Raw genomic sequence first — 14,361 nt, 5'->3', positions numbered from 1 at the left:
GCGGCTAGTCGAAGCCGAGGTCGCGCAGGTTCGTCCTCGCCAGCTCCACGATCTCGTCCGCCCGCCCGGACAGGATCGTGCGGGTCGCGAACAGCGTGAACCCCTTGAGCTGGCCGTACGTGATCTTCGGGGGCAGCGACAGCTCCTGGCGTGCGGTGCGCGCGTCGACCAGGGCGGGGCCGTCGTGCTCCAGCGCGGTCGTCAGCGCCTCCTCCAGCTGACCCGGCCGCTCGGCCCTGGCACCGAACAGCCCCGCCGCCCGGGCGACCTCGGCGTAGTCGGTCTCGCCGAGGTCGGTGCCGAAGTTGACGATGCCGGCGGCCTTCATCTCCAGCTCCACGAAGGACAGCGCGGTGTTGTTGAAGACCACGATCTTGACCGGCAGGTCCAGCCGGCGCAGCGTCAGCAGTTCCCCCATCAGCATGCTCAGGCCGCCGTCGCCGCACAGCGCCACGACCTGGCGCCCCGGGTGGGAGGCCTGGACCCCGATGGCGTGCGGCAGCGCGTTGGCCATCGTGCCGTGGTTGAACGAGCCGATGAGCCGCCGGTGGCCGTTCATCGTCAGATAGCGTGCCGCCCACACGGTGGGGGTGCCGACGTCGGCCGTGAAGACGGCGTCCCGGGTCGCGAGCTTGTCGACGGTGGCGGCCACGTGCTGCGGGTGCATGGGGTTGTCCGACTGCCCGGCCGCGGCGAGGTGGTCCAGCCGGCCGCGCACCTTCCGGTAGTGGCCGGTCATCCGGTCGGCGAAGGAGCGGTCGGTCCGGGGCCGCAGCAGCGGGAGCAGCGCGGCCGCGGTGTCCTTGACGGTGCCGACCAGGGGGACCTCGACCTCGGTGCGCCGCCCGATGTGCTCACCGCGCACGTCGACCTGGACGACCGGCACGTCGGGGCCCGGGTAGAACTGGCGGTAGGGGAAGTCGGTGCCGAGCATCAGCAGGGCGTCGCAGTGCTCCATCGCCCGGTAGCCGGAGCTGTAGCCGATCAGTCCGGTCAGCCCCACGTCGTACGGGTTGTCGTGCTCCAGGAACTCCTTGCCGCGCAGCGCGTGCACCATGGGCGCCTTCAGCGCGTCTGCCAGGGCCACCGCCTCGTCGTGCGCGTCGTGGCAGCCCGCGCCGCCGAGGATGGTCACCCGTTCCGCCCTGTTGAGGACCTCCGCGGCGCGCGCCAGCCCGGCGTCGTCGGGCCGCACACGGGAGGAGGTCCCGACCACGGGACGTGGCGGCACGGGCAGGTCGATGTCGGCCAGGAACAACTCGCCCGGGACGACCAGCACGGCGACGCCCCTGCGCTCCAGCGCCGAGCGCATCGCGATGCGCAGCATCCTGGGGACCTGCTCGGGCAGGCTCGCCATCTCGCGGTAGACGCTGCACTCGCGGAACAGCTCCTGCGGGTGCGTCTCCTGGAAGTACTCGCCGCCGATCTCCGCCCGCGGGATGTGCGCGGCGAGCGCCAGCACCGGCACGCGGCTGCGCTGCGCGTCGAACAGCCCGTTGATGAGGTGGAGGTTGCCCGGACCGCAACTGCCCGCCGCCACCGCGAGCCGCCCGGTGACGGCGGCCTCGCCGGCCGCGGCGAAGGCGGCGGTCTCCTCGTGCCGTACGTGGGCCCACGAGACGGCCCCGTTGCGGCGGAGGGCGTCGGTGAACCCGTTCAGGGAATCCCCCGGCAGGCCGTAGACCCGCCGTACGCCGGAGGCCGCGAGGGCCGCGACCATGACATCTGCGACGGTGGTACCCAAGAGGACTCCCTGGCGGCTCGTCGGAGGGGCGCGGTGCCCGCGGCACCCCGGACATTTTGTGACATCTGACACGGTCCGGGGGAAGCGACACGGCGCTCAGAGGATCCGCAGGGCCACACCCAGGTCGGGGCCGGCGTTCTGCCAGCACTGGATCTCGCCGTCGTCGCCGATCAGGTCGCCGAGGTGCCAGTCGCCGTCCGCGCCGCGGACGACGCAGATGCCGTCGAGGTCGATCGCGAGGTCGGCCCGGAGGGCCACGCCCTGGTGGGTGACCGTGCCGATGGTGTCGAGGAGCCGGGCCCGCGGGCAGCCGGTGACGCGCTGTATGTCGGCCAGGTTCCAGGGCTCCGGCAGTCGTTCGTCGCGCCCTTCGGACTCGGGAAGCAGCTCCACGACGGCGTGTCCCAGCCGGGGCCGAAGCCAGGCGCCGTCCCGCTCCAGGCCGAGCACGCCTCCCAGGAAGGCCATGTCGAGGGTGAGTGCGGGAGTCTCCCAGCGGAACGGCACACGGGAGACGTGTGAGGGGAAGTGCGTCTCGTCCGAGCGGCCCGCTCCGAAGGCGCTCTTGGGTACGGGCCCGTCGTCGGTGTAGCGGTGGGCGAAGAACGCGTTGATCCAGCCGGTGACCCAGGAACCACCCGACTCCGAGCGGTACTTGTAGAGCGATCGCCAGAACTCCTCGTCGACGCCCCGGCCCTCGGCCGTCTCCGCGACCGTGTCCAGGACGGGCTGCAGGCCCCCGAAGTACGGGCGCAGCCCCTCGAACCGGCCGGCGAGCTCCCGGGCCCGCGCGGCCAGAAGCCGCCAGTCCTCCGGCGTGCCCTCCAGCCGGATCCGGGGGATGCCGCACAGGGACTGCCAGCGGAAGCGGTAGTACGGGCTGACGACGTCCATGAGGGCCACCAGGGCGGCGGTGGCGTCGGCCGGGGTCGTGGTGGAGAAGGCGGGCAGGAAGAGCTCGGCCGTCCCCTCGCCGATCAGGGCGCGCAGGGGCTCCCGCACGAGGTTGACGGAGCGCTCCCAGTCCTCAGGGGCGCTGTCGTCCCGGACGAGGATGGTCTGCCGGTGGCCGGGCGTCCGGGTGAACATCCCCGCGTACGCCGATGGGTCGAGGCGCACATGGACGGCCACCTCGTGCACGACGGCGTACCACAGCACGTCCGGCGAGAGGCTGAGAGGGAGGTGCGCGGTGAAGGCCGTGTGGAGAGCGCGGAGCAGCAGGCTCGACGTCGGTTCGGTGACCTCGGGGGCGTCGGTCGGCCTGCCGGACAGGCTCGCCGTGCTGCGGTGGTGGATACGCGCCGGGTCCCTGAGGGCGGCGCGGAGGAAGCGATCGTTGCCGACCTCGGTGAGCGCGCCGGCCAGCCGGTCCGCCTCCGCGTCCCGCTCCGCGTCCGCGTCGAGCGGCAGATTGATCTCGAAAGCCATGCGCACCCCCGGGTTGGCCACCAGGCTGATGATCCCAGGACCGCCCGCCGGGTCGCCCCGAGGGGGGCTCAGATCCACCCGCGGCGGGTGGCCTCCATGGCGATCTGGAAACGCGTCTGGGCGCCGAAGCGCTGCATGAGGCGGGTCACGTGGCGCTGGACGGTCCGTTCGCTCCAGCCCAGGGCGCGGCCGGCGGACTTGTCGGTGGCGCCCGCGGCGAGCAGCGTCAGCAGTTTCGCCTCCTCGGCGGTCAGTTCGTCCGGGGCCTGTTCCAGCCGCCCCGCGGAGCCGCCGTTCGACGGCAGCCGTACCTGCACACTGCGCTCCCACAACGCCTCGAAGAGGGCGATGAGCGCGTCGAGCAGGGGGGAGGGGTGGATCAGGTACGACGCCGTCACCGCGTGGTCGCCGGGCCGCAGCAGGGGGATGATGGCGAGCCGGTCGTCGGAGATCGCCAGCTTCATCGGCAGGTCGGCCGCGACCCTGGCCTGTTCGCCGTGCCGGACGCCGACGGTCACGTCCGCGAGCCAGCCCGGCAGGGCGAGCACGGTGCTGTCGTAGATCACGCGGTAGGCGACGCCGCGCTTGAGCAGTTCGAGTTCGATGGGGTTGGGCTCGGTGTGCTCCTCGTGCGAGGCGTACGGCGGCCGGTCGAAGCCCCGGACCTGCGTGCGCGTGCTCTGCTGCAACTGCGCCCAGCGGCGGTTGACGTCGTCCCGCCCCGAGACGACCTCGACCAGTTCGCCCGGGTTCACGAAGCGCGTGCCCGCGCGGTACAGCTCCATCAGGCCGGAGACATGGGAGCGCACGTCGTTCAACGCCCGTTCCCGGTCGCGCAGTACGGCCTCCAGCGCGCTGTCCGGGGAGACCGCCGCGTAGGTGACGGGGCGCCCGGTGGAGCGTACGGCGAGGCCGAGGGAGACCAGCGACCGCACGCTGCGGCGGGTCGCGGGAGTGGGCAGCCGGCAGTCGTGCGCCAGTTCCGCGACCGTGGCGTGCACCCGGCGCACGAGGGCTTCGTACACCGATTCGTCCTGCCGGCTCAGGCCGATGGATTCGAGCATGGTCCGTGGTCCGCCTTCGTGCTCTCTTCACGTGTCGTACTCCCGTCACCTGACAGGAAGTCGCCCCGCGATCATCTTGTCAGTCCGGTGAAGCGGCTGTCAGCGTTCCCCGCGGTACGCCGTCATTCCGGCTCGAGGACGTGGACCCACGTCGCGAAGGAGCGCCATGCCGCTGCCCGCCCGCCCGCCCGCCGCTCGCTCCGACGACGACGCCACCGCGCGTGGCTGCCGGCCGTCGGCCTGTGCTCGCTGCTGCTGACCGCGCTCCCGGCCGCGGCTCAGGAGAACGAGCCGGCGCCCGCCCCGGCGAAGGCCGGGCGGGAGAAGATCGACCCCACGCTGCTCCTCCGGATGGACGCCGTCCGGGCCCGGGGTGACGGACGCGTCGAGGCGGCCGTGGTGCTGCGCGACCGCACCGGACTCCCCGAGCGGGGCGCGGACCCCGGCACGGTGCGGGACGAACTGACGCGCAGCGCACGGTCCGTGCAGTCCCCGGTCGTGGACCTCGTCGAGTCGCGCGGCGACGGGGTGCTCAACAGGAGTTCACCGTACGGAAGTGATCCCCGCGGACGCCTGACACGGCGGTCCCGCGCCCCGGTCCCCCCGGGCGCGGGACCGCCGCGCCGTCGTTGCCACCCCGGGGTGCACCACCGGACGGCAGGCGGTGGGACGGCCGTGCATCCGCCGCCTCACGCGGCCGGGGGGCGCCCTTCCAGCGCCCTGCTCAGGCACAGGGCTGCTCGGCCCAGATGGTCTTGCCCTCCTCGGTGTGGCGGCAGCCCCAGCGCTGGGTGAGCTGGGCGACGATGAACAGCCCCCGGCCGCTCTCGTCGAGGGTGCGGGCCCGCCGCAGATGCGGGGTGGTGCTGCTGCTGTCGGAGACCTCGCAGGTCAGCCCGTCGTCGTGGCGGATGAGCCGCAGCCGGAACGGCGGAAGCGCGTGGCGGATGGCGTTGGTGACGAGTTCGCTGACGATCAGCTCGGTCGTCTGCGTCGCGTCCGGGAGCCCCCAGGCGGCGAGCTTGCCCGCCACGTGCTTGCGCGCGTGGGAGACGGCGGCGGGGTCGGGCGCCAGGTCCCAGGTGGCGACGGCACCGCTGTCGAAGGTGCGGGTACGGGCTGCGAGGATCGCGGCGCAGGGCCGCTCGGCCTCGGGCAGGGCGCGCAGGAGGGTGCGGCACACGGTGTCGAGAGAGGGACGGTCCTCCCGGGTGCGGGCCAGGGTGCGCAGGACCTTCTCGGCGGCCGGCCCGCCGAGGCGGGTGCCGGTGTGCACCAGCAGCAGGCTGCCCGCGGGGAGGTTCACCACGGTGGCCTCCGAGGACGGCCGTGCCTGACCCAGCGGCCGGGACGGCGGGAGCAGGACGGTCGTGACCGCGCCCTCCGGGGTGACGACCACGGGCGCGGGGTGCCCGGTGGCGGCGAGGGAGCAGCGGCCCGACACCGGGTCGTAGACCGCGTACAGGCAGGCGGCGCTGACACCCGTTCCCGCGGGCCGCAGCCGGCCGAGCACGTCGTCGAGGTGCGTGAGCAGCTCGTCCGGCTGGAGGTCGATGTCGGCCAGCGTGCGCACCGCCGCTCGGAGTTCGGCGGCCGCCGCGCCCGCCGCCGAACCGGTCTCCGCGGAGACCGAGCCCGCCACGAGGGCGACCCGGGCGCCGGGCAGCGGGATGGCGTCGAGCCAGTGTGCGCCGGGCCCGGGACGGTCGCGCGCGGGCATGCAGCGGCCGACGACCTCCACCGCCGCCGACCCCGGCAGGGCGGTGACCAGCAGGCCGTCTTGAGCCGCCGGGGCGGTGCCGGTCCCGTGGTGCGCGGGGCGCGCCGTGGCGGTGACGGCGGGTTCCGCGGGGAAGCACGCACCGGCGGCCGCGCACTGCCGGCGCTGCAGCCACAGCCGTGCCCGGCACAGGACGAGACTGAGGACGAAGGACAGCGCGGCCGCCAGGATGACGACCGTGCGGCCGCCCACCGACACCCCGCGGATCGCGAAGCCGTAGATCGCCACGCTGGCACCGAGCGTGGCGACGCCGATGACGAAGGTGCGCCTGACGGGCAGCAGGGCGGCGGCCACGAGGGGCGCGAACGCCGAGTACGGCGACCACCGGACCAGGCCGCCCTCGGACGCCTCCAGCTGGACCGCGCAGACGGCGCCGAGGTAGCACAGGAGCAGTACGGGGCCGACGCCCCACGGCACCCGGGGCACGATCATGCTCGCCGGCGTCCTGCCGTGCCCGGTGCGTCCCTGGGACGGCACCGTACGCCCGCCGCTCACGGGGCGGCCTCCGCGGGATGCGGGGACCGCGGCGGGGGCGGACCCTGGCCGGCGCCCGGCACCGGCGGGCGCTGCACCGCCACCATCGCGAGGTCGTCGTCGAGGCGCTGTCCGGTGTGGGCGTCCAGGTCCTCGCCGACGAGCCGCAGGAGTTCGTCCGGCCCCTCCCAGTCCCACGTTCCGGCCCTTTCGTGGAGGGGGTAGAAGTCGCCCGAGGCGTTCCGGGCCTCGATCGCGCCGTCGGTGTACAGCAGGAGGGTGTCCCCGGCGCCGAAGACGAAGACGTCGAGGTGGTAGTCGTCCGGGGAGTGGCCGGCCAGGCCGAAGGGAGGAGCGGGCCGGCGGGCCTCCAGGGCCATGACCCGGCCGCGGTGCCGGAGCAGCGGCGGCGGGTGCCCGCAGCTGACGACCCGTACGATGCCGGCGTCGTCGGGCACCTCCACCAGGAGGGCGGTGATGAAGCGCTCACCGGCCTCGGGGTCCGCCTCGGTGAGCTGGGCCAGGTGCCTCTCGAGGCTGAGCTCCAGGGAGGCCGCCAGCGCGGGCAGGGTGGCGTGGTGGTGGGCGGCCTCGCGGAACGCGCCGAGGAGCGACGAGGCGTCCTCGACGGCCGGCAGCCCCTTGCCGCGGACGTCGCCGATCAGGAATCTCGTCGCGTGGTCGGTGCGGGTGGCGCCGAACAGGTCCCCGCCCACCAGCGCGTGCGCGGCGGCGGCGCGGTACACGGAGGCGACCCGCAGCGGGCCCATACGTTCCGGGATCGGCCGCAGCAGCACCCGTTGGGCCGCCTCGGACACCGCCCGCACCTCGTGGAGTTCCCTGAGGTCGCGGTCGTGCAGGGTGCGCGCGGCTATGACGAAGCCGGAGACCGCCAGCAGGGAGCCGATGTGAATGGGCAGGATGGACGAGTGCAGCAGCCCGTCGTGGCGGTCGACGACCAGCATCGCGGCGCTGGCGACGAGTGCGACGCACGCGGTGACCCGGGCGCGGGCGAACGCGGCCGTGGAGGTCGGGGCGGCCACCAGCAGCGGGGACAGGTGGATGGCCACGGGGGCGAACGCTCCGGCCAGTGTGATCGCCGCGATCAGCCCGGCCGGCAGGGACACCTGGATGCGGGTGCCCGCCCTCGGGACGTGTTCCCCGGCCCGGCCGGTGCGCCGCGTAGGCCTCCCCCGTCCGCCGGCGAGACGCGCTCCGGGTGGGCGGGTGCGGTGCCCTGCCTGCGCCGCTGCCGGGACAGGGGAAGAGAAGAGATTCATGTGGCGTCCTGCGGGTGGTTCGTACGCCGGGCACGGACGGTGCGCGTGCGGTGCGCGTGCGCCCTCCGGCACGGTGGGAACGCTCGGCCACGGACCTGCTGACGGACGGGACGTCACCCGGCCCGGTGGTGTTCCGGCCGTTCGGCCGGAACGTCAGGGGCGGCCTGCGCTGGGGGCCCGGGACACGGCCGCCGTGGCGGAACCGTGGGGGGCGGGCGGTAACACCGGCAGCCGCCGGTGCCTGACGGGGCATCCGTCATGGCCAGGTACCGGGAGCACCGAAGGGGAGCCGGCACCGTGTGCGTCCGGGCACCGGCCGCCGGCGTGCGGACTCGTCAGGATCACGGCCCCACCGTCCTTACTTTGCCGCATCGTGGAAGCCATTGCCGCAATGCGGTATCCACTGTGCGACCCGCATGGGGCATCGTCAAGGCGATCCGTTCGGCGCGGGGAGGACGGGCCCCGCCGGAGGCCGGGGGAGCGGCTGCGGCGACCCGCGCTACGCCCCGTTGCCCCTCCACATCCGCCCGTCGGCGATGGCCGAGGCGCAGTCGATCGCCTGGGCCGCGAGGTCCTTGGCGCGGGCAGGGGTGAGACGGTGGGACGGCCCCCCGACGCTCACCGCGGCGATCACGCGTCCGTCGCCGGAGCGCACGGGCGCGGCCAGTGAGTTCAGCCCCGGCTCGAGTTCCTCCTCGGAGAACGCCCAGCCCTGCTCCCGGACCTCTTCGAGCTGCCCCAGGAGCACCGCCGGATCCACCACGGTCCGCGCGGTGCGGGCCGTCAGGCCCTCGTTCAGGACGAGGGCGAGCACGTCGGGGTCGAAGGCCATGAAGACCTTGCCCGCGGCGCTGGGCTGGAGCGGCATGACCTGGCCGACGTGGCCCCGGTAGACGATCGAGTGCGTCGACTGCGCCCAGATAACGGTGACCCGCCTGCCGCCCTGCCGTACCTGCAGGCCGCAGCACTCGCCGCACTGGTCCCGCAGCGCGGTCACCAGCGGTCTGGCCGCGGTGATGAGGTCCGAGGCGGCGTCGGCCGCCGCCGACCAGCCGATCACCCGCAGACCGATGCCGTACGCGGTGCCGTGGCGCTGGAGGAGGTTCTCCCGGACGAGCGTGCGCAGGATGCGCGCCACGGTGGAGGACGGCAGACCGGTCCTGCGGACGATCTCCGACGCCTGGAGGCGGGGGGTGGTCATGGAGAAGCAGTCCAGGATCTGCGCGGACTTCCGGACCACCTGGACGGAACCGTCCGCCGCCCCGTTGCGATCGCGATCAGCGGTCATGGCCGCATCGCCTTCTCTCGTCCTCGCATCGCGGGAAACCGTCCCGCATCGTGGCACCTCCCCACTGTCGGTGCCGTGCTGCGAGGGGTCAAGCAAGGCGGCCCTTGCCGTGCGGGGCAGGGGCCGCCGCAGGTCACGACCGGTCGAAGGTCGCGGGCACCGGCAGCGTGGACCACCGCGGCACCGGCCAGGCGACGACGAAGGCGCGGCCGACCACGTCGTCCAGCGGCACGAAGCCGCCGCCCGGTTCGCCGACGTGGGCGCGCGAGTCCTGTGAGGCGTTGCGGTGGTCGCCCATCACCCACAGGTGGTCCGCGGGGACGGTCACCTTCCCGACCGGGATGTCGTCGCACGGCGTGGCGCCGGGGTAGACGTAGGGCTCGTCCAGCGCCTTCCCGTTCACCGTGACCGGCTTGCCGCGCTCGCAGTCCACGGTGTCGCCGCCGACCGCGATGACGCGCTTGATGAGGTCCTGCTCGTCGGAGGAGGGCGCCAGCCCGATGAACGCGAGCGCCTTCGTGAGCACGTTCCCGCCGGCCGGCTTCGGCTGGTCGTCCAGCCAGCCGCCGGGATCGCGGAAGACGACCACCTCGCCGCGTTGCGGCGTCGCCCCGAACCACGGGGTGAGCTTGTCCACCAGGACCCGGTCGCCCACCTGCAGGGTGTCCTGCATCGAACCCGAGGGGATGGAGAAGGCCTGCACGAAGAAGGTCTTGATCCCCAGGGCCATGACCAGGGCCACGACGACGAGGATCGGCAGCTCCTGCCACCAGGGGCGCTGCGCGCGGACTTTGCGCGGCCGTCTTCTGCGGGCCGGCCCCTCCGCATCGTCCTCGCCGGTGCCGCGGACACTCGTCCGGCCGTCCTCCCCAGCGGTCATGGCTGCTCCTTCACGGTGTCGGTACGACGGGCGCGGTGCGTGCCCCGTACACCAGAACGATCAGGAGTTCCCGCTTCCTCGCCGTGGCCCGAGGTCCCGGAATCCGCGCGCGTGGAACCGGGAGACCCGCCCGCGCGTGATCACAGGGCATGATCGGGAAGAGACGCGCGGCGGCGGTGGGCGCGCATCTGGCGGCGGTCTGGCTCGCGGGCAGTGCTCTGACCGCCGTCCAGTTCCAGGCGGTGTCGGTCGCGCTGTTCCTCGGCAGGCCGGCGGTCCTGGCCGTCGTGCCGGTCTGTTCGGTCGCCCTCGCGGCGGCCCTGCTCGCTTCGTTGGGCAGGGCCGCCCGCTCCGTCGTACCGCTCACCCGCCGGAGGGCCGGCCTGTGCGGCTGGACGGCCGCGGTGTACGCGTTCGGCACCGCCGGGGCGCTCGCCGTGGCGGTGGCGCTCGAGCACGTCGGCGCGCTCGCGGACTGGGGTGTGCTGTCGCCCGCAGGAGGGACCTGCCACGCCCTCGCCGCCGCGTTCCTCCTGCCGGGCGCGCGGGCCCGGCTCGCCGCACTGGCCGCGGCCGTCGTCCTTGCCGCGGGCGGGGCGTACGCCGCCTGGGACGCCGCCCGCCCGCCCACCCTCGACGAGTGGATGAGCGCCAACCAGGTGGACCACGCCCTGCTGCTGGTCGGCGACCCGCCGCCCGGCTACACGCTGCGCGTCGGGGGCGCGGGCGCCGACGGCTTCGGCGCCCGCTACGAGAGCGGGGACTCCCCAGAGCTGAGCATCCGGGTCGAACGCGCCGGAGCCGACACGCGGCGTGTCGACGCGCGAGGCTGCCCCGTCCCGTTCGGCCAGGAGATCCACTGCCGCGACGACGGAGGAGGCCGCCTGCTGATCGCCCGCGGCGGCGCCTACCCCCTGCGTGAACTGCGGCTGCCTCAGGGCGGCCTGGTCTGCACCGTGACCGTGCGGGGGTCCGGCGAGACCGGGCTCCCGGCCGCCCGCCACGTCCTGGCCACGCTGCGCCCGGCGACCCGGGCCGAACTCGCCGCGCTGGTCGAGCTGCCGATGCCGCGCTGACAACTCCCGCTCCGACCTTCGGTCAGGCTCCGCCGTAGCGGGCGAGCAGCGCCGCGATGTAGGCCTCCAGGCGCATCGTGAGCACCTCCGGGGTGAGGTCGCGGCGGCCGAGTTCGCGCCAGGGGACGGCGACCTTCTCGGCGTCGGGTGCGAAGGCGAGGGCGTCCAGGAGCCGCCAGTAGAGGTGGGCGCCGGGGGACCCGGTGAGATGGCCGCCCGCGGCGGTGTAGAGGTCGGCGAAGCGGATCCCGGCCGCGGGCCCGTGCAGCAGCGCGAGTGCCGTGGCGCAGTGGGCCACGTCGAGGTCGGCGGGGCCCCAGGAGGTCTCGACCCAGTCGACGACGCCGGTGATGCGCAGGTGCCCGCCGTGCCCGGTGAACAGGACGTTGCCCGGGTGGAAGTCGCGGTGCAGGAAGCCGGCTTCGTGGGCGGGCGGGTCACGGCGTATGACGTCCACCGCGCGGGCCCACAGATCGGGACGGCTCGTGCCCTCGGGCGGCCGGACGCGCTCGGCCGCCGTCCAGGCCTGGTAGGCGCGCGGCCTGTCCTCCTCGCCGACGTACAGGCCGTGGATGCGCACGAGTTGGCGGGCCAGCAGCCAGGCCCGCGCTCCGGACTCCGCGTCCTGAAGGCGTACGCCGCCCGGGAGGTGGGACATGAGCAGCGAGGGGTGGTCGCAGTGCTCCGCCGTCGCGTCGACGGCGTGGAACTCGGCGGCGGGGACGGCGGTGGGGGCGAGCAGTTTCAGGACGCGCGCCTCACGGGTGAGCAGGCCCTCCGCGTGCCGCAGGTAGAAGGGCTTCACGAAGGAGCGCAGCACCAACTGGCGTCCCGCTCCGGGCCCGGTGACCCGCAGACGGCGCATCTGCGAGGTCCAGCCGCCGCGCAGCCGCTCCGCCGAGTCGACGCGTTCGCCCTCGCGCAGGTGCCGGTGCACCCAGGCGCGGGTGGCCGTCCAGCCGGGCTCGTCCCCCTCCGACACGGTCATCGGGGCACCCTACCGGGCCCGTTGGTCAGACGGTGGCCTGCCGCCGTGCGCCGAGCAATATCGCGATCAGCGACCTCGCGGTGGCCCGGAGGCGGTCCGCGTCCTGGTAGACGCGCTCGATGACCACGGTGCCCCGGGTCATGGTGACCAGCACCCGAGCGGCCTCGGTGGGCGGGACGGTGAGCAGCCCGGCCGCGTCCTCGCGGGAGAGCCGTTCGGCCATGACGCCCTCGAGCCGGTCCAGCATGCCGCGGATCGCGATCCGGATGGGTTCGGCGTCCGCCTGGGTGTCGGTGGCGGTCTTGGTCGACAGGCAGCCGCGGGCGGGGGTGCCGCGGGTCATGGAGGCGATGGTGAAGTCGAAGAAGTCCTCGAGCGCCTGCCGGACGTCCGGCTGGTCCAGGGTGGCGGCGGCCTCGGCGACGAAGGCGTCCGCGTAGTCCCGGAAGACGCGCAGGAACAGCGTCTCCTTGTCGCGGTACGCGTTGTAGAGCGAGCCGCGCTGCACTCCGCTGGCGGTCGCCAGGTCCTGCATGGAGGTCGCTCCGTAGCCCTGGTTCCAGAAGACGTCCAGGATCCGGCCCAGGGTGTACTGCTCATCGAACTGACGCCGTCCAGCCATGGCCCCACCGTAAGCAATCTTTGACGGCCCCGTCAAAGTTTGCAAGGCTGTCAAACATGACGGGGTTGTCAAAGATGGCCCGGTGGCGGACGGGCCGGGCGGTGCCTGGATCCGCCGCGACCGGGCGGAGAGCGGAAACGAGCACATGAGCACCACACCACCGGGACCCGCCGCGTGGCGGGCGACAGCGGCGGGCGCGAGCGCGAGCTTCGTCGGCATCGGCCTCGCCCGGTTCGCCTACACGCCCCTGGTCCCCGAGCTGATCAACGCCCACTGGTTCTCGCCGTCCGCCGTGGCCTACCTCGGCGCGGCCAACCTGGCCGGCTACCTGGCCGGCGCGTTGAGCGCCCGGCGGGTGGGGCGGTGGCTGGGGGACCGCCGGGCCCTGCGGTGGATGATGGCGCTGGCCACACTGGCATTGCTGGCCTGCAGCGTTCCCGTATCGGTGCCCTGGTTCTTCTTCTGGCGCCTGGCCTCGGGGCTCGCGGGCGGCGTGATCATGGTGCGGGTGGCCGGCGCGGTGCTCCCGTACCTGAAGGGGGAGCGGCGCGGGCTGGCGGGCGGCGCGATCTTCGCGGGGCTCGGCGTCGGCATCGCCGCCTCGGGCACGCTGGTGCCCCTGCTGCTGCGCCTCGGCCTGAGCCGGACCTGGGCTGGGCTGGCCGTCCTGTGTGCCCTCCTCACCGCGCTGAGCTGGAACGGCTGGCCCCGGCCCACCGCACCCGCGGTCCCCTCGGCCCCGGGGGAGGGTCAGGGCAGGCCCGTCCGGCCGGCGCGGCTGAGGCTGCTGCTCGTGGAGTACGCCCTGATCTCGATGGGGCTCACCCCGGCCATGGCGTTCCTCGCCGACTTCGTCAGCCGGGGACTGGGCCGCGGGTCCGCGGGCTCCACGGTCTGGATCCTGTACGGGCTCGGCGCCCTCGTCGGCCCGACTCTCTACGGCCTGCTCGGCGACCGCCTCGGCTTCGCCAGGGCCCTGCTGCTGATCACCCTGGTGCAGGCGGGGGCCCTCGCCGCGCTCGCCGCGGCGCACAGCCTGCCCGAGATCGCGGTGCTGAGCGTCGTCATCGGGTCCTTCCCGCCCGGTGTCGTGCCGGTCGTGCTGGGCCGCGTCCACGAACTCGTGGGGCGGCGGCCCGAGGCGCAGTCGGCGGCATGGGGCAGGGCGACCGTCGCCGGTGCGCTGTCGCTGGCTCTCTCCGCCTATCTCTACTCCTATGTCTTCGCCCGCAGCGGCCAGGACCACCGCACGCTGTTCCTCATCGGAGCGGCGGCGCTCGGCCTGGCGCTGGTCGTCGGTGCGGCCGCGCGGTTCGCCCGTGTGCCCGCGGTCGAGGAGGAAGCCGCGCACCACATCGCCGGGGTTCGGGGCGCGTCCGTCCGGGAATGAGGCGCCGGGGTGTGGCGGGGTTGCGACATGTCTCAGAGTGGACAGACCGCCGGCGTTCCCCGCCGGCCGCAGGGGCCGAGACGCCCGCCGGTGCGCGGGCGGTGCGGCGGCCCCGTCCCGGGAATCCCGCCCCGGCCCTGGTGGCACGGTGAAAGACGTGGTCAGTGGCGCGGTGACGACATGGCGCCCACGGACGTGCCGCCGGCGGTGCCCCGGGGGGAGCGGAAGCGCCGGTTCCCCGGCATCGCGACCGCCGCATGCCGCGTTTGCTCCACATGTCCCCACCAGCCGAGGAATGTCGTCGGCTCATTGATCAACAGCCTCGGCAACTCGCATATAGTGACCGC

The 14,361-nt window shown here is 74.1% G+C and carries 11 protein-coding genes; 2 read left to right on the top strand and 9 right to left on the bottom strand.

What is annotated here, in order from left to right; genetic code table 11:
- Window positions 1-4: 4 nt before the first annotated feature.
- The 7 genes from poxB to lepB all read right to left on the bottom strand — a co-directional run bounded on the left by poxB (window position 5) and on the right by lepB (window position 9,938).
- Window positions 5-1,744 (bottom strand): ubiquinone-dependent pyruvate dehydrogenase, encoded by a 1,740-nt coding sequence (gene poxB, locus B085_RS0107105; RefSeq protein WP_026250761.1) that lies wholly within the window; start codon window positions 1,742-1,744, stop codon window positions 5-7.
- A gap of 96 nt (window positions 1,745-1,840) precedes the next feature.
- Window positions 1,841-3,193 carry a DUF4419 domain-containing protein gene (locus tag B085_RS0107100; RefSeq protein WP_018557875.1) on the bottom strand — a complete coding sequence of 451 codons (1,353 nt, stop codon included), beginning with the start codon at window positions 3,191-3,193 and terminating at the stop codon, window positions 1,841-1,843.
- Window positions 3,194-3,240: 47 nt separating this feature from the next.
- Window positions 3,241-4,236 carry a helix-turn-helix transcriptional regulator gene (locus B085_RS0107095; RefSeq protein ID WP_018557874.1) on the bottom strand — a complete coding sequence of 332 codons (996 nt, stop codon included), beginning with the start codon at window positions 4,234-4,236 and terminating at the stop codon, window positions 3,241-3,243.
- A 724-nt stretch (window positions 4,237-4,960) separates the two neighbouring features.
- Window positions 4,961-6,448 (bottom strand): ATP-binding SpoIIE family protein phosphatase, encoded by a 1,488-nt coding sequence (locus B085_RS41600; protein WP_051101964.1) that lies wholly within the window; start codon window positions 6,446-6,448, stop codon window positions 4,961-4,963.
- A gap of 59 nt (window positions 6,449-6,507) precedes the next feature.
- Window positions 6,508-7,617: a PP2C family protein-serine/threonine phosphatase gene (locus tag B085_RS41595; protein ID WP_018557873.1), complete on the bottom strand. Its 1,110-nt coding sequence runs from the start codon at window positions 7,615-7,617 to the stop codon at window positions 6,508-6,510.
- A gap of 652 nt (window positions 7,618-8,269) precedes the next feature.
- The gene (locus B085_RS0107080; RefSeq protein WP_018557872.1) at window positions 8,270-9,058 is read right to left on the bottom strand and encodes an IclR family transcriptional regulator; all 789 of its coding nucleotides are present in this window, start codon (window positions 9,056-9,058) and stop codon (window positions 8,270-8,272) included.
- Between the two features lie 133 nt (window positions 9,059-9,191).
- The gene (gene lepB / locus B085_RS0107075; protein WP_018557871.1) at window positions 9,192-9,938 is read right to left on the bottom strand and encodes a signal peptidase I; all 747 of its coding nucleotides are present in this window, start codon (window positions 9,936-9,938) and stop codon (window positions 9,192-9,194) included.
- 149 nt (window positions 9,939-10,087) lie between these two features.
- Between lepB and B085_RS45495 the strand changes: the two genes are divergently transcribed.
- Window positions 10,088-11,014: a hypothetical protein gene (locus B085_RS45495; protein WP_018557870.1), complete on the top strand. Its 927-nt coding sequence runs from the start codon at window positions 10,088-10,090 to the stop codon at window positions 11,012-11,014.
- A gap of 22 nt (window positions 11,015-11,036) precedes the next feature.
- Here B085_RS45495 and B085_RS0107065 read toward each other — a convergent pair whose 3' ends face one another.
- Complete coding sequence (locus B085_RS0107065) at window positions 11,037-12,002, bottom strand: phosphotransferase family protein (protein ID WP_018557869.1); 966 nt, start codon at window positions 12,000-12,002, stop codon at window positions 11,037-11,039.
- Between the two features lie 25 nt (window positions 12,003-12,027).
- Entirely contained in the window at window positions 12,028-12,624 is a 597-nt protein-coding gene (locus B085_RS0107060) for a TetR/AcrR family transcriptional regulator (protein WP_018557868.1), read from the bottom strand.
- 145 nt (window positions 12,625-12,769) lie between these two features.
- On the opposite strand from B085_RS0107060, the gene B085_RS0107055 reads away from it, so the two are divergent.
- Window positions 12,770-14,014 (top strand): YbfB/YjiJ family MFS transporter, encoded by a 1,245-nt coding sequence (locus tag B085_RS0107055; RefSeq protein WP_051101995.1) that lies wholly within the window; start codon window positions 12,770-12,772, stop codon window positions 14,012-14,014.
- Window positions 14,015-14,361 lie beyond the last annotated feature (347 nt).

The organism is Streptomyces sp. BoleA5, assembly GCF_000373665.1.
Lineage (GTDB): Bacteria > Actinomycetota > Actinomycetes > Streptomycetales > Streptomycetaceae > Actinacidiphila.
This window is presented reverse-complemented; position numbering and strand designations above follow the sequence as displayed.

Coding starts and splice junctions, on each gene's coding strand:
- B085_RS0107095 (WP_018557874.1), bottom strand. CDS start 4,236: ATGCTCGAATCCATCGGCCTGAGCCGGCAGGACGAATCGGTGTACGAA.
- B085_RS41600 (WP_051101964.1), bottom strand. CDS start 6,448: ATGATCGTGCCCCGGGTGCCGTGGGGCGTCGGCCCCGTACTGCTCCTG.
- B085_RS0107080 (WP_018557872.1), bottom strand. CDS start 9,058: ATGACCGCTGATCGCGATCGCAACGGGGCGGCGGACGGTTCCGTCCAG.
- lepB (WP_018557871.1), bottom strand. CDS start 9,938: ATGACCGCTGGGGAGGACGGCCGGACGAGTGTCCGCGGCACCGGCGAG.
- B085_RS45495 (WP_018557870.1), top strand. CDS start 10,088: ATGATCGGGAAGAGACGCGCGGCGGCGGTGGGCGCGCATCTGGCGGCG.
- B085_RS0107065 (WP_018557869.1), bottom strand. CDS start 12,002: ATGACCGTGTCGGAGGGGGACGAGCCCGGCTGGACGGCCACCCGCGCC.
- B085_RS0107060 (WP_018557868.1), bottom strand. CDS start 12,624: ATGGCTGGACGGCGTCAGTTCGATGAGCAGTACACCCTGGGCCGGATC.
- B085_RS0107055 (WP_051101995.1), top strand. CDS start 12,770: ATGAGCACCACACCACCGGGACCCGCCGCGTGGCGGGCGACAGCGGCG.